11 protein-coding genes are annotated in these 16046 nt (G+C 60.5%); 10 read left to right on the top strand and 1 reads right to left on the bottom strand.

Annotation, left to right across the window (positions count from 1 at the left end):
- Window positions 1–171: 171 nt before the first annotated feature.
- Entirely contained in the window at window positions 172–1296 is a 1125-nt protein-coding gene (locus KSS96_RS05705; protein ID WP_217855804.1) for a polysaccharide deacetylase family protein, read from the bottom strand.
- 120 nt (window positions 1297–1416) lie between these two features.
- Between KSS96_RS05705 and yaaA the strand changes: the two genes are divergently transcribed.
- The 10 genes from yaaA (at window position 1417) to KSS96_RS05655 (ending at window position 16037) form a co-directional block, all read left to right on the top strand.
- Window positions 1417–2196 carry a peroxide stress protein YaaA gene (gene yaaA, locus KSS96_RS05700; RefSeq protein WP_065877252.1) on the top strand — a complete coding sequence of 260 codons (780 nt, stop codon included), beginning with the start codon at window positions 1417–1419 and terminating at the stop codon, window positions 2194–2196.
- An 898-nt stretch (window positions 2197–3094) separates the two neighbouring features.
- Complete coding sequence (locus KSS96_RS05695) at window positions 3095–4411, top strand: nucleotide sugar dehydrogenase (protein ID WP_017526215.1); 1317 nt, start codon at window positions 3095–3097, stop codon at window positions 4409–4411.
- An 83-nt stretch (window positions 4412–4494) separates the two neighbouring features.
- Entirely contained in the window at window positions 4495–5976 is a 1482-nt protein-coding gene (gene alg8 / locus KSS96_RS05690; RefSeq protein WP_161979891.1) for a mannuronan synthase, read from the top strand.
- A 37-nt stretch (window positions 5977–6013) separates the two neighbouring features.
- Complete coding sequence (locus KSS96_RS05685) at window positions 6014–7180, top strand: alginate biosynthesis protein Alg44 (protein WP_217855802.1); 1167 nt, start codon at window positions 6014–6016, stop codon at window positions 7178–7180.
- 131 nt (window positions 7181–7311) lie between these two features.
- Window positions 7312–8694 carry an alginate biosynthesis TPR repeat lipoprotein AlgK gene (gene algK / locus KSS96_RS05680; RefSeq protein WP_116078434.1) on the top strand — a complete coding sequence of 461 codons (1383 nt, stop codon included), beginning with the start codon at window positions 7312–7314 and terminating at the stop codon, window positions 8692–8694.
- Window positions 8691–10178, top strand: coding sequence for an alginate export family protein (locus tag KSS96_RS05675; protein WP_065877255.1), 1488 nt, complete (start codon window positions 8691–8693; stop codon window positions 10176–10178). Before algK ends, KSS96_RS05675 begins: the two co-directional genes overlap by 4 nt.
- Window positions 10178–11770, top strand: a complete 1593-nt coding sequence (gene algG, locus KSS96_RS05670) for a mannuronan 5-epimerase AlgG (protein WP_065877256.1) — start codon at window positions 10178–10180, stop codon at window positions 11768–11770. Before KSS96_RS05675 ends, algG begins: the two co-directional genes overlap by 1 nt.
- 11 nt (window positions 11771–11781) lie before the next feature.
- A complete protein-coding gene (locus KSS96_RS05665) occupies window positions 11782–13230 on the top strand; it encodes an alginate O-acetyltransferase (RefSeq protein WP_065877363.1) in 1449 nt (482 codons plus the stop codon).
- An 8-nt stretch (window positions 13231–13238) separates the two neighbouring features.
- Window positions 13239–14348, top strand: coding sequence for a mannuronate-specific alginate lyase (locus KSS96_RS05660; RefSeq protein WP_017526208.1), 1110 nt, complete (start codon window positions 13239–13241; stop codon window positions 14346–14348).
- 156 nt (window positions 14349–14504) lie between these two features.
- Window positions 14505–16037, top strand: coding sequence for an MBOAT family O-acyltransferase (locus tag KSS96_RS05655; RefSeq protein WP_065877257.1), 1533 nt, complete (start codon window positions 14505–14507; stop codon window positions 16035–16037).
- Window positions 16038–16046: the final 9 nt, after the last annotated feature.

The following is a 16046-nucleotide window of genomic DNA, read 5'->3' as shown; positions in this document are numbered from 1 at the left end:
AAACCCATGACAGGAAAAAGCACTTTGACGTTTTTTTGAAGTTTATTTTTCAGGATGACGAATAGCACTAGCCGAGTGCCATGTACCTCGTTAAAGTCGGAAGTCCGCCTGCATCGAAATGTTGCAAAAAAATCCCCCAAAAATACCCCAGACCCAACAGGGCCGGGCCCCTCAGCGAAATGCCTCGCGGCAGTCCTGCCACCCCAGACCACTCTGCCCCGTCGCCTGCAGCAACTGCGGTAATGCCACGCGCGCCTTGTCCTGGGTGTCATGAAACACAATCACGCCTTTGCGCCACAGCAGCATCAGCGTCAACACCCGTTGTGCCGACTCCTCAGCCTTGAGTTTGCCCGGCTCATCCTGGGAATCGATGTCCCATAACGCCACCTGCAAGCCCTGCGCCTGGAAGAAGCCCTGGCTGTCCGCGCGACGCTGACCGTAGGGCGGACGGAACAGCGGCACGTAGTTCTCCGGCATCAGGTTCTGCACCAGCGCCGCACTGCGGGTGATCGAGCTTTGCCAGTCCACCCAATGACTGTGGGACCGGTATTGCCAACCCTGGGTGCCGACACACTGGCCCTGGTACACCGCCTCTACCTCGGCGGCGGAACTGCGTTGCACACGGGTTTGCAGGCTGCTGCCGAGGACGAAGAACGTAGCGTTCATCTTCTGCTTGCGCAGGTAGTCGACCAGCCAGTCGGTATTGCCGCTGACCGGCGCCGGGCCGCCGTCGAAGGTGAGCAGGAACAGGCGGTCGTTGAGTTCGTCGCCATTGCGCTCGTGATCGCCGAAACGCGCGACTTCACTGCTGATCTGCGGGAACAGCGCGGCCTTGCGCAGCAGCTCGTCCAGATAGCGCTCGTGGAAGGCATGGCTGGGAGCGGCCCAGCCTATATAGAAGGAGTCTTCGCTGACCTGAAGCTTACCGGCCTCCTCGCGCAGGTCGTCCATGTTTTCCACCAGATAACAGAACGAGGCATCGACCTCGCAGCTCTGCTGGGCGAAGGTGTAGTTTTCCAGCAGGCGCTGCCAGAGCTGGCGGCGCAGGTCATCGATGGCGGCCCGGTTGATGATCTTCAAGCCCAGGCGCTGCTTGAGCGCCGCGTCATCCAAGGCTTCGCTGGCCAGCAGGCCGTGGGCAAACATCAGGTTTTCCGCGCGCGAGGCCACATCGAACAGCGCCGGGCTGGTGAGCTTTTCGGGCCAGGTACCACGGTCCAGGCTGGCCACATCCACCGGCGCCGCATGGGTGCCCACACATAACAGGCACGCGGACAATAAAAGCGCTATTCGCACACAGGGTCTCCCTCTCCAGAGTCGTCGGCCACTATAGCGGATCACGCCTATCGCCATCATAGGTGGAGTCAAAACGCCCCAGCCCCTAGAATCGCGCCCACGATTACAGGAGACGACTTCATGCTGATGGTGATTTCCCCCGCCAAGACCCTCGATTTCGAGTCAAAGCCGGTAACCCCGCGCTTCACCCAGCCGCAATACCTCGATCATTCCCAGGAACTGATCGAACAATTGCGCGAGCTGAGCCCGGCGCAAATCAGCGAGCTGATGCACGTGTCCGATAAAATCGGTGGCCTCAACGCTGCGCGTTTCGGCAGTTGGACGCCCGCTTTCACCCCCGAGAACGCCAAGCAGGCCTTGCTCGCCTTCAAAGGCGACGTGTACACCGGCCTCAACGCCGACACTTTCAGCGATGCCGATTTCAACTACGCCCAGGACCACCTGCGCATGCTCTCGGGCCTATACGGCCTGCTGCGCCCCTTGGACTTGATGATGCCGTATCGCCTGGAGATGGGCACCAAACTGGCCAACGCTCGCGGTAAGGACCTCTACGCCTTCTGGGGCACGCGCATCAGCGAGTGGCTCAACCAGGCATTGGCCGAGCAAGGCGATGACGTGCTGCTTAACCTGGCGTCCAACGAATACTTCTCGGCGGTCAAGCGCACGGCGTTGAATGCACGAATCATCAATACCGAGTTCAAGGACCTGAAGAACGGCCAGTACAAGATCATCAGTTTCTACGCGAAAAAAGCCCGCGGCATGATGAGCCGTTTCGTCATCGAAGAACGCATCAGCGACCCGGCCCGGCTCAAGCAGTTCGACGTGCAGGGCTATCGCTTCAATGCGGAGCAGTCCAAGCCGGACAACCTGGTGTTTTTGCGCGATCACGCACCTGAATGAAGCCTAGCGCCCTCTTTCAGACGATAAGTTGCACCTGTGGGAGAGGGCTTGCCCCCAATGGCGGTGTTTGAGTCGGCTCATATATCGACTGTTTTACTGCTATCGGGAGCAAGCCCCCTCCCACTTTTTGATTGCATTTCATCCCCGCATCGTCATTTATTTGACGTCAAAAAATATTCTGTCGCATACCTAACAATTCTTTCACTCGACATCCGTCGTTTTTTTTCGTAGTGGCACCACTTTTTTTGAACACTAGTGGCACAAAACTATCCCATCGCGCCAACTACCTGTAACTACTGGCCCAAATAGCAAGTGCTATCAATATAGTACTAGTGCCATCTCCGCTAATATTTCAAAAAATTTCGGCAAACAGGATGAGCGGCTAGGAACTTCACCCAAAAGCACCGCTCATACCACCGGTAACGAAATTCTCTGTTCCTGTAAGAGATGACTTACATAACGACCCAAGGAAGTAGCGAAGTTGCCCCATCAACTTTGACTCACGGGTCACATCATCAACTGATATGAGTTGAGGGCGGCGATAAGGATGTATTGCTATCCCCTATAGGCCAAGGCAGCGCTTACCCGAATGTGTCGGTGCTAACGCTTAAGAGATTGATTAAAAAGGGCTAATTGCCTCTATCAACGCTCTACGGCGCCGGCGCCAGGCCCTTCCCCCCGGAAGGCTGGCTGCATTTGAGGGCAAGCCCCAATAACAAGGCCACGTTGCGCACAACTTGAGTGCAATAGTTAGTCACTCACTATTAAACATGCCTGTACGCGGTAAGTCGGCGTCTGCTCGCCTAACTTCCGTGGCATTAGTGACGCTTGCAAACATGAACTCCAGCCATCTATTGGCAGAATTAACACCGTCTTCAATGACAACGAGGTAAATGCGATGCGCATCAGCATATTTGGTTTGGGTTACGTTGGCGCAGTCTGTGCCGGTTGCCTGTCTGCCCGTGGCCACGACGTGGTCGGCGTAGACATCTCCAAGGAAAAGATCGACCTGATCAACGCCGGCAAATCGCCGATCGTTGAACCGGGTCTGGGCGAACTGTTGAACCAAGGCATCGCAACCGGTCGACTGCGTGGTACCACCAACTTCGCCGAAGCCATCCGCGATACCGACCTGTCGATGATCTGCGTCGGCACGCCGAGCAAGAAAAACGGTGACCTGGAACTCGACTACATCGAAGCCGTGTGCCGCGAGATCGGTTTTGTCCTGCGTGACAAAGCCACCCGCCACACCGTGGTGGTGCGCAGCACCGTACTGCCGGGCACTGTCGCGAACGTAGTGATCCCGATCCTCGAAGACTGCTCCGGCAAGAAAGCCGGCGTCGACTTCGGCGTCGCGGTCAACCCGGAATTCCTGCGTGAATCCACCGCCATCGCCGACTACGACCTGCCTCCGATGACCGTTATCGGCGAGTTCGACAAAGCCTCCGGCGATGTCCTGCAGTCGCTGTACGAAGAACTCGACGCGCCGATCATCCGCAAGGACATCGCCGTGGCCGAAATGATCAAGTACACCTGCAACGTGTGGCACGCCACCAAAGTGACCTTCGCCAACGAAATCGGCAACATCGCCAAGGCCGTCGGCGTCGACGGCCGTGAAGTGATGGAAGTGGTCTGCCAGGACAAGACCCTCAACCTGTCCCAGTACTACATGCGCCCTGGCTTCGCGTTCGGCGGTTCGTGCCTGCCCAAAGACGTGCGCGCCCTCACCTACCGCGCCAGCTCCCTGGACGTGGAAGCGCCACTGCTCAACTCGCTGATGCGCAGCAACGAATCCCAGGTGCAGAACGCCTTCGACATCGTCTCCAGCCACGACAAGCGCAAAGTCGCCCTGCTGGGCCTGAGCTTCAAGGCCGGCACCGACGACCTGCGCGAAAGCCCGCTGGTAGAGCTGGCGGAAATGCTGATCGGCAAGGGCTTTGACCTGAGCATCTACGACAGCAACGTCGAATACGCCCGTGTACACGGGGCCAACAAGGACTACATCGAAGGCAAGATCCCGCACGTGTCGTCCCTGCTCAACTCGGACTTCGACGACGTGATCAACAACTCCGACGTGATCATCCTCGGCAACCGTGACGAGAAATTCCGCGCCCTGGCGCAGAACGCTCCGGACGGCAAGCAAGTGATCGACCTGGTGGGCTTCATGTCCAAGGCCACCAGCGCGACCGGCCGTACCGAAGGCATTTGCTGGTAACAGCAACGGCAAGTTTCGCGCTGCACGTGTCCTGATCCCCAGCACGTGCAGCGCGCAACCTTCTTCACCTTCGGATGACGCTTATGTCCAAGTTAAAACACGTACTGCTCCAATCCGCCGGCTGGCTGTTCTTCCTGAGCCTGCTGATGGGTCTCGCCCTGCTGTTGCCGGCGAGTACGTTCGACTCCGAGTCGAAGAATTTTATTTTCCTGATTGGCGCCGTGGGTATCTGGCGCTACTCGATGGGTGCTACGCATTTCTTTCGCGGCATGCTGTTCCTGTATGTGGTGTACCCGCACCTGCGCCGCAAAGTGCGCAAATTGGGCAAAGCCGCCGACCCGTCCCACGTGTTCCTGATGGTCACCAGTTTTCGCATCGATGCGCTAACCACCGCGCAGGTCTACAGCTCGGTGATTCGCGAAGCCATCGACTGCGGCTTCCCGACTACCGTGGTTTGCTCGCTGGTGGAAATGTCCGATGAGCTGCTGGTCAAGAGCCTTTGGGAAAAGCTGAACCCGCCCGACCGCGTCAAGCTCGACTTCGTGCGTATCGCCGGTACCGGCAAGCGCGACGGCCTGGCCTTCGGCTTCCGTGCCATCTCCCGCCACCTGCCGGACGACCGCGCCGTGGTTGCGGTGATCGACGGCGACACCGTGCTCGCCGAGGGCGTGGTGCGCAAGACCGTGCCGTGGTTCCAACTGTTCGGCAACGTCGGTGGCCTGACCACCAACGAATTCTGCGAAGTACGCGGCGGCTACATCATGAGCGAGTGGCACAAACTGCGCTTCGCCCAGCGCCACATCAACATGTGCTCCATGGCCCTGTCCAAGCGCGTGCTGACCATGACCGGTCGCATGTCGGTGTTCCGTGCCAGCGTAGTGACCGACCCCGGCTTTATCGCCGACGTGGAAAGCGACTCGCTGCAACACTGGCGCCTGGGCCGCTTCAAATTTCTCACCGGTGATGACAAGTCCAGCTGGTTCAGCCTGATGCGCCTGGGCTACGACACGTTCTACGTGCCCGACGCCGCGATCAACACCGTGGAACACCCGCCCGAAAAGAGTTTTATCAAGGCCAGCCGCAAGTTGATGTTCCGCTGGTACGGCAACAACCTGCGCCAGAACTCCCGTGCCCTGGGCCTGGGTGTACGCCGCCTGGGCCTGTTTACCAGCGTGGTGCTGTTCGACCAGCGCGTGTCGATGTGGACCTCCCTGCTCGGCCTGACCGTGGCCGTCATCGCCACCTTCAAATACGGCGGCGCGTTCATCCTCGCGTACCTGCTGTGGATCGGCATCACTCGCCTGATCCTCACACTGCTGCTGTCGTGCTCCGGCCACAAAATCGGCCCCGCCTACCCGGCGATTCTTTATTACAACCAGATCATGGGCGCGCTGGTGAAGATCTACGTGTTCTTCCGCCTTGATCAACAGTCCTGGACCCGCCAGGACACCAAACTGACCCGCGATTTGGCCAGCTTTCAACGTTGGTTCAACACCTGGTCGTCTCGGACCATGACCTTCTCCGCCGGCAGCATCTTCGTTGCCGTGTTGCTGATGATGGTCTGACCCTGCCAAGCCTGAATTAACCTAGGAATTACACCCGATGAATAGCCAAGTAAACGCCAACGTTGTCCACGAATCCGAAGCTCAGCGCCAACACGCCCGGGTGAAAATCCCGGCCAAGCTGCGCTTCTTCAACAGCGACCGCACGCCGACCGAGGCGAAGGTAATCGACCTGTCCGCCGGCGGCCTGGCCTTCACCGCCACCCAGCCGCTCACCATCGGCCAAGTGCACAAGGGCCGCCTGCAGTTCGTGATCGATAACCTGGGCCTTGCCATGGACGTAGAGCTGCAGATCCGCTCCTATGACCGCCAGACCGGCCGCACCGGTTGCCAGTTCCAGAACCTCGACGCCCAGGACATTTCCACCCTGCGCCACCTGATCACCTCGCACTTGTCCGGCGACATCGTGACCATGGGCGATGTACTGGCGACCCTGCAACGCGACAATTTCACCAAGGCGCGCAAGGTCAAGGACGGCGGCAGCGGCATGAGCTTTTTCGGCCGCCTGCGCGCCGTGACGTTCAGCCTGGCGATTTTCCTGGTCGGCCTGGCCGCGTTCGGGTTCATCTTCAAATCCCTTTATGGCATGTACTTCGTCAGCCACGCCCAGGCCGGCCTGGTCAGCGTACCCGGCATGAACGTAACCATGCCGCGCGACGGCACCGTGCAAAGCCTGCTCAAAGGTGACGCGATCGCCGCCAAAGGCGCACCGCTGGCAACCTTCAGCACCAGCATGCTGGATGTGCTCAAGGGCCACCTGGACGAAGACCAACTGCAGCCGGCCAAGGTTGAAGAACTGTTCGGCAAGCAAATGACCGGCACCCTGACCTCGCCGTGCGATTGCGTGGTCGCCCAGCAACTGGTCGCCGACGGCCAGTACGCCAGCAAGGGCGATGTGATCTTCCAGTTGGTGCCACGCGGCAGCCAGGCCAACGTCGAAGCACGCTTCACCTATCGCCAGTTTGGCGACGTGCGCCCAGGCACTCCGGTGACCTTCCAGGTCGCCGACGAAGAGCAAGTGCGCACCGGCACCATCGTCAGCAGCACCAGCCTGAACAGCGCCGACTTGTCCTCCGACATCCGTGTACAGATCAAGCCTGATGCACCGCTGGACAGCACCTACGCCGGCCGCCCGGTCGAAGTGACCAGCGACCGCGGCCCTTCCCTGAACTGGCTGATCGACAAAGCCATGGCTCACGGTCTGTAAGCGAGGACATGCCTGTGATGACTCTCTCAAAAACGCCACAGTCCCTGTGGGAGCGGGCTTGCTCGCGATGGGATCAGCGCGGTTTGCCTGACGCACCGAGTCGCCTGCAGCGGGAGCAAAGCTCCTCTCACATGGGTTCGGTGGCGTTGCTGGCTATTGCGGTGAGCCTGGCCGGTTGTGCCGGTTTGCCAGATCAGCGTTTAGCCAACGAAGCGTTGAAGCGTGGCGACACCGTCACCGCTCAACAGAATTACCAGCAACTGGCAGCGCTGGGGTACAGCGAAGCCCAGGTAGGCCTGGCCGATATCCAGGTCGGCACCCGCGATCCTGCGCAAATCAAGCAGGCTGAAGCCACTTACCGTGCGGCGGCCGACACCTCGCCGCGTGCCCAGGCCCGCCTGGGTCGCCTGCTGGTGGCCAAGCCCGGCAGCACCGAAGCCGAGCACCATGAAGCCGAAACCCTGCTGAAAAAAGCCTTTGCCAATGGCGAAGGCAATACCCTGATTCCGCTGGCGATGCTGTACCTGCAATACCCGCACAGCTTCCCGAACGTGAATGCCCAGCAGCAGATCACAAAATGGCAAGCCGCCGGCTACCCGGAAGCCGGCCTGGCCCAGGTGCTGCTGTATCGCACCCAGGGCACCTACGACCAGCACTTGGATGACGTGGAGCGCATCTGCAAAGCCGCGCTGAACACCACCGACATCTGCTACGTCGAACTGGCCACGGTTTACCAGAAAAAACAGCAACCGGAACAACAGGCCGAACTGCTCAAGCAAATGGAAGCAGGCTACAGCCGCGGCACCGTCACCGCACAACGTGTCGACAGCGTCGCCCGCGTGCTGGGCGATGCCACCCTGGGTACCCCGGACGAGAAAACCGCCCAGGCCCTGCTGGAAAAAATCGCCCCTGGCTACCCGGCATCCTGGGTCAGCCTGGCGCAACTGCTCTACGACTTCCCCGAACTGGGCGACGTCGACCAGATGATGAAGTACCTCGACAACGGTCGCGCCGCCGACCAGCCGCGCGCCGAGTTGCTGCTGGGCAAGCTCTACTACGAAGGCAAGTGGGTACCGGCAGACGCCAAGGCCGCCGAAGCGCACTTCGAAAAAGCCGTGGGCCGTGAAGTGGCCGCCGATTACTACCTCGGCCAGATCTACCGACGTGGCTACCTGGGCAAGGTCTACCCGCAAAAGGCCCTGGACCACTTGCTCACCGCTGCGCGCAACGGCCAGAACAGCGCCGATTTCGCCATCGCCCAACTGTTTTCCCAGGGTAAGGGCACCAAGCCTGACCCATTGAACGCCTACGTCTTCAGCCAGTTGGCCAAGGCCCAGGACACCCCGGAAGCCAACGACCTGGCCGCCCAGCTCGAAGCGCCGCTGACGCCGGAACAACGCGCCCAAGGCCAACGCCTGGTGCAACAGGAACTGGCCGCGCGCGGCACCCTGGCCCAGAGCACGTTGCAACTGCACGCCCTGGATGAAGAAGACGACGGCGAGGAATCCCTATGAAGCTCAATCCATTCGTCAAGGCCGGTATCGGCCTGACCTTCGCCCTGCTGTGGTCGTGCCCGACCCTGGCCGCGCTGACCGAAGCCAAGAACTTCGGCCTGGAAGTCAAAATCACCGGCCAGTCCGAAGACGACCGTGACCTCGGCACGCAAAAAGGCGGCGACGTCAACGGCGTGGGTATCGACCTGCGCCCGTGGGTCTACGGCGAAAGCGGCAACTGGAGCGCCTACGCCATGGGCCAGGCCGTTGCTTCCAGCGACATCATCGAGACCGACACCCTGCAACAGTCGGCCGATGACGAAAACCAGCAGACCAGCAACAGCGACCGCAAGACCAAGAAAAACTACCTGGCCATGCGCGAGTTCTGGGTCGGCTACAGCGGCTTTACGCCCTACCCCGGCGAGATCCTCAAGCTCGGCCGCCAGCGTCTGCGCAATGACGACGGCCAATGGCGCGACACCAACATCGAAGCACTGAACTGGACCTTCGACACCACCTTGCTCAAGGCCAATGTGGGCGTCGCCGAACGTTTCAGCGAATACCGCACCGACCTCAAGGAGCTGTCGCCGGTCGACAAGGACCGCCAGCACCTTTACGCCGACGCGTCCTACCAGTGGACGCCGGGCCAGTGGATCGGCCTGCGCGGTCACCACACCCATGACAACGGCAAGCTCGACTACCCGCAACCGGGCGTGCCCACCGACTCGCTGGACAAGCGCGAGAACGGCGACCTGACCTGGCTCGGCATCGAAGCCAACAGCGACGCCTACAACTGGCGCAACACCAACACCGTCAACTACTGGGCCAGCATCACCGGCATGCAGGGCGACCGCGACAAGGTCAATGCCTTGACCACCGACGGCAGCCGCCCCGCCAATGCCAAGCGCAGCGATGACGTGAGCGGTTGGGCCACCGACCTGGGCATCCGCCTGCGTCTGGACCCGCAGTGGCAAGTGGGCGCGGCGTATTCGCGCGCCAGCGCCGAGTACGAGCAGAACGGCCTGCAAAGCAACCGCTCGAACTGGACCGGCACCCAGTCCCGCGTACACCGCTTCGGCGAAGCGTTCCGTGGCGAGATGAACAACATGCAGTCCATGAGTCTGTTCGGTTCCTGGCAACTGCGCGAGGACTATGACGCCAGCCTGGTGTACCACAAGTTCTGGCGCGTCGACGGCAACAAGCCGGTGGGCAGCAACGGGATCGATGCGGTGCAGAACAACACCGATGACGTGACCGGCGCGATTGTGTCCAGCACGTCCCTGCCGCTGGAAGACGGCAAGAAAGACCTGGGCCAGGAGATGGACCTGGTGGTCACCAAGTACTTCAAGAAAGGCTTGCTGCCTGCCGCGCTGAGCCAGTCGATCGACGAACCGTCGGCCCTGGTGCGCTTGCGTGCGGGCGTGTTCAAACCGGGCGATGCCTATGGCAACCAAGTCGACTCTTACATGCACCGCGCCTTTGTCGACGTGGTCTGGCGATTCTGATGGGAGCCTGCGCAATGAATCCTCACGCCTTCAAAGGCTCGGTCAGCCTGCTGGTTGCAGCCATGCTGCTGGCCAGCACTTCGGCCATGGCCAATGTAGAGCCGCAGGTCAAGGCGCCGACCATCGCCAAAGAACTGCAACAGGCCAAGACTTACACCATTTCCAGCCCGCCCACCGCGCCGCTGGAAATGGCCAAGCCTGCGCTGCCGGACCTGTCGGGCTACACCGGCGCCGCCATCGAGAAAAAGATCGTGCGCGGCAAGCCGGGCAAAATCAGCATCCGCCGCATGATGCAGGAAGACGCGCTCAAGGACTTTATCGGCGGCGATAACAAGATGGCCGAGTGGGTGGTGCGCCAGCACGGCATTCCACAGGCGATCTTCGTTGACGACGGCTACATGAACCTCAAGGACCTGCTGGGCAAAGTGCCCAAGCAGTACCTCAGCGAAACCTCGCCGGGCGTGTTCCTGGCCAAGTTGCCGATTGTGGTGGGGCGCAAAGGCATCCTGGAAATCGATAAAAAGACCCAGGAGCTGCGCCTGTCCCAGCAAGCCGGTTCGTTCCTGATCAACGACGGCCAGCTGTTTGTGCGCGACACCAAAATCACCGGTTGGGACGAGAAGGCCAACGGCCCGGCGCTGTTCAAGTCTCCCAAGGAATTCCGCCCGTTCCTGCTGGCGTGGGGTGGCACCGAGACCTACATCGCCAACAGCAAGATGGCCAGTTTCGGCTACGCCAACAGTAAGTCGTACGGGGTGAGTATTTCCCAGTACACGCCGAACATGGCCAAGGTGCTCAAGCGCCCGGAACCGACCGGCTGGATCATTGATTCCGAATTCTCGGACATGTGGTACGGCTTCTACTGCTACGAGACCACCGGCTTTGTGATCAAGGGCAACACCTACAAAGACAACATCGTCTACGGCATTGACCCCCACGACCGTTCCCACGGCCTGATCATCGCGGACAACACCGTCTACGGCACCAAGAAGAAGCACGGCATCATCATCTCGCGGGAAGTGAACGACAGTTTCATCTTCAACAACCGCAGCTACGAGAACAAACTCTCGGGCCTGGTGATCGACCGTAACAGCGTGAACAACCTGATCGCCGACAACGAGATCTACCGCAACCACACCGACGGCATCACCCTCTATGAGAGCGGTGACAACCTGCTGTGGGGCAACAAGGTGATCAGCAACCGTCGCCACGGCATCCGCGTGCGCAACAGCGTGAACATCAAGCTGTACGAGAACACCGCCATGGCCAACGGCCTGACCGGCGTATACGGCCACATCAAGGATTTGACCGACACCGACCGCGACATCGCGCTCGACCCGTTCGACGCCAAGGTCTCGCTGATCGTGGTCGGCGGTGAGCTGGCGGGTAACGGCAGTGGGCCGCTGTCGATCGACTCGCCGCTGAGCATCGAACTGTATCGCGTGTCGATGCTGGCCCCGACCAAATCCAGCGGTATCAGCTTCTCCGGCATCCTTGGCGATCGCCAGGAAGAAATTCTCGACCTGCTGGTACGCCAGCAGAAAGCCGTGCTGATCGACCCTGTCGAACGCCAGACCGAAATGCAGGACTGAGGATGACCCTTATGCACCCACACATGATCAAATTGCTGAGCCTCTCGGGTCTGACCCTCGGCCTGCTCGCGGCCAGCCAGGGCGTGCGCGCCGATGAAGTCAAAGCCCCCACGTTCACCGCCGAACCGTGCTGCAGCCTGTGCCCGGCCGCCCATGACGCGAAGAACTACACCACGCGCTACCAGCAGAACTTCACCACCCTGGTACAAGCCCAGGGCGACTGGTTGTTCCGTACCCAGGAAGACCTGCGCACCGAATTCGACACCACCCCGGCCGGCTACAAGCGCATGCAACAGTTGCACGATGCGTTCAAGAGCAAGGGCGTGGAACTGGTGGTGGTCTACCAGCCGACCCGTGGCCTGGTGAACCGCAACAAGCTCAACCCCGAGGAAAAAGCCAAGTTCGATTTCGACAAGGCCTTGGGTAACTACAAAACCATGCTCGGCCGTTTCGCCAAGATGGGCTACGTAGTGCCGGACCTGTCGCCATTGACCAATGAGCAACTGCCGGATGAACTGCCGGCCCACGACTTCTACTTCCGTGGCGACCAGCACTGGACCCCATACGGCGCCCAGCGCACCGCGAAAATCGTCGCGGCCAAGGTCAAGCAGATGCCCGAATATGCCGAGATTCCCAAGCGCGAATTCGAGACCAAACGCTCCGGGCGCATGGGCAAGACAGGCACCCTGCACAACATGGCCGGGCAACTGTGCGGCACCAGTTACGCGATCCAGTACATGGACCAGTTCACCACCGAGCCCAAGGGCGAAGCGGGCGACGGCGACCTGTTCGGTGATTCGGGCAACCCACAGATCACCCTGGTGGGCACCAGCCACAGCGGCAAGAACTACAACTTTGCCGGGTTCCTGGAAGAGGAAATCGGCGCCGACATCCTCAACGTCGCGTTCCCCGGCGGCGGCCTGGAAGGTTCGATGATCCAGTACCTGGGCAGCGAAGAATTCCAGAAAAACCCGCCGAAGATCCTCATCTGGGAATTCTCGCCGCTGTACCGCCTGGACCAGGAAACCATCTACCGCCAGATGATGGCGCTGCTCGACAACGGCTGTGAAGGCAAGTCCGCGCAGATGTCGGCCAGCACCACGCTCAAACCCGGCAAGAACGAATTGATGGTCAACAGTTCGAACAAAGACCTGCGTAATGCCAACCACCAGGTCGATATCCGCTTTGCCGACCCGTCGGTGAAAACCCTGCAAGCCACCCTCTGGTACATGAACGGGCGCCACGAGGACATCAAGATCGAGAAACCCGAAACATCCGAAACAGACGGGCGTTTCGCCTTTGAACTGCGCACCGACGAAGACTGGGCCGCGCAGAACCTGCTGGCCGTGGAAGTCCAGGGCCCGGAAGCGGGCCAGGCCGCGCAGAAGGTCGAAGCGAAAATTTGCACACGCAACGTATTCCCAAGCGGCGGCCAAAAAACCGCCTCACTCGGGCAATGAGGTTACTTATGCAGAAGTTATGGATTCCATCGTTACTGGGCCTGGCGATCTTCGCCGGCGCAGCCAACGCCGCCGCCCCGCTGCGTCCGCCCCAGGGCTACTTCGCACCGATCGAATCGCTCAAGACCGGCGCCGCCAAGGAAAGCTGCGACAGCATGCCGACGCCCTATACCGGGCCACTGCAATTTCGCAGCAAGTACGAAGGCTCCGACAAGGCCCGTTCGACGCTGAACGTGCAGTCGGAAAAAGCCTTTCGCGACAGCACCGCCGACATCACCAAGCTGGAAAAAGACACCAGCAAGCGCGTGATGCAGTTCATGCGCGACGGCCGCCCGGAGCAGCTCGAATGCACGCTGAACTGGCTGGTGTCGTGGGCCAAGGCCGACGCGTTGATGTCCAAGGACTTCAACCACACCGGTAAATCCATGCGCAAATGGGCGCTGGGCAGCATGGCCTCGGCCTATGTGCGCCTGAAATTCTCTGACTCGCACCCGTTGGCCAACCACCAGCAGGAGTCCCAATTGATCGAAGCCTGGTTCAACAAACTGGCCGATCAGGTGGTGAGCGACTGGGACAACCTGCCGCTGGAAAAAACCAACAACCACTCCTACTGGGCCGCCTGGTCGGTGATGGCGACCTCTATCGCCACCAACCGTCGCGACCTGTTTGATTGGGCCGTCAAGGAATACAAGGTCGGCGTCAATCAAGTCGACGACCAGGGCTTTTTGCCTAACGAATTGAAGCGTCAGCAACGCGCCTTGTCGTACCACAACTACGCCCTGCCGCCGCTGTCGATGATCGCCAGTTTTGCCTTGGTCAACGGTGTCGACCTGCGCCAGGAAAACAACAGCGCGCTCAAGCGCCTGGGCGACAAAGTGCTGGCCGGGGTCAAGGACCCGGAGATCTTCGAGCAGAAGAACGGCAAGGAACAGGACATGAAGGACCTCAAGGAGGACATGAAATATGCCTGGCTTGAGCCGTTCTGCACCCTCTACACCTGCGCCCCGGATGTGATCGAGCGCAAGCACGGGATGCAGCCGTTCAAGACCTTCCGCCTGGGCGGCGACCTGACCAAGGTCTACGACCCGGCGCACGAAAAAGGCAACAAAGGCTCCTGAGCGAACCCGGTAAAAAATGTGGGAGGGGGCTTGCCCCCTCCCAGATTTAGAGCCGGTTTCGGCAGTGAGAATGTTGTACCGCCCTCCCCGTCTTTTCGTGGGGGGGTTTGGGGGGGCTGCGGCCCTTGACTGTTGGTTAAACATGGAGAGATCGGGATGGTTTTCTCGTCCAATGTGTTCCTGTTTCTGTTCTTGCCGATCTTTCTCGGCTTGTACTACTTGAGCGGGCAACGCTATCGCAACCTGCTGCTGCTGATTGCCAGCTACGTGTTCTACGCCTGGTGGCGAGTGGACTTCCTGGCGCTGTTCGCCGCAGTGACCCTGTGGAACTACTGGATCGGCCTCAAGGTCGGTGCGGCCGGCGTGCGCACCAAGCCGGCCCAGCGCTGGCTGCTGCTTGGGGTGGCGGTCGACCTGTGCATCCTCGGCTACTTCAAGTACGCCAACTTCGGCGTCGACAGCATCAACGTGATGATGAAGTCGGCGGGCCTGGAGCCGTTCATCCTCACCCACGTGCTGTTGCCGATCGGGATCTCGTTCTACATCTTCGAGTCCATCAGCTACATCATCGACGTGTACCGTGGCGATACCCCGGCCACGCGCAACCTGATCGACTTTGCGGCGTTCGTGGCGATCTTCCCGCACCTGATCGCCGGCCCCGTGCTGCGCTTTCGCGACCTGGCCGACCAGTTCAACAACCGCACTCACACCCTGGATAAATTCTCCGAGGGTTGCACGCGGTTCATGCAGGGCTTCATCAAGAAAGTCTTCATTGCCGACACCCTGGCGGTGGTGGCCGACCATTGCTTCGCCCTGCAAAACCCCACCACCGGCGATGCGTGGCTGGGTGCGCTGGCCTACACCGCGCAGCTGTACTTCGACTTCTCCGGCTACAGCGACATGGCCATCGGCCTGGGCTTGATGATGGGTTTCCGCTTCATGGAAAACTTCAAGCAGCCGTACATCAGCCAGTCGATCACCGAGTTCTGGCGCCGCTGGCACATCAGCCTGTCGACCTGGCTGCGTGACTACCTCTACATCACGCTGGGCGGCAACCGTAAAGGCACACTCACTACCTACCGCAACCTGTTCCTGACCATGCTGCTCGGTGGCCTGTGGCACGGCGCGAACATCACCTACATCGTGTGGGGTGCGTGGCACGGCATGTGGCTGGCGATTGAAAAAGCCATCGGCCTCAACACCGCGCCGCGCAGTTTCAACGTGGTGCGCTGGGCCTTCACCTTCCTGCTGGTGGTGATGGGCTGGGTGATTTTCCGCGCCGAAAACCTGCACGTCGCCGGGCGTATGTACGGGGCCATGTTCAGCTTCGGCGAGTGGTCGTTGTCGGAACTCAACCGCGCCAATCTCACCGGCCTGCAAGTGGCAACCCTGGCGGTGGCCTACGCAACGCTGGCGTTCTTCGGCCTGCGCGACTTCTACACCAACCGCCCTGCCGAAAAAACCAAGCCGGCCGACCCGAGTCTGATCAAGGCGGTGCCGGGCGACAACCCCGGCAGCATCCACCAGCCTGGTTTCAGCGTGGGCCGCGACGCCGCCGTGCAACCGGCCTACTGGACCGCTGACTGGCCACGCTACGCCATGCGCGCCGCCGTGCTGCTGCTGTTCGTGGCGTCGATTCTCAAACTGTCGGCGCAGAGTTTCTCGCCGTTCCTTTACTTCCAATTTTGAGGGAGCCGA

It is taken from the genome of Pseudomonas asgharzadehiana (genome assembly GCF_019139815.1).
In the GTDB taxonomy this organism is placed as follows: Bacteria; Pseudomonadota; Gammaproteobacteria; order Pseudomonadales; family Pseudomonadaceae; genus Aquipseudomonas; species Aquipseudomonas asgharzadehiana.
The sequence above is the reverse complement of the archived record's forward strand: the minus strand, read 5'-3'. Positions and strand labels throughout refer to the sequence as shown.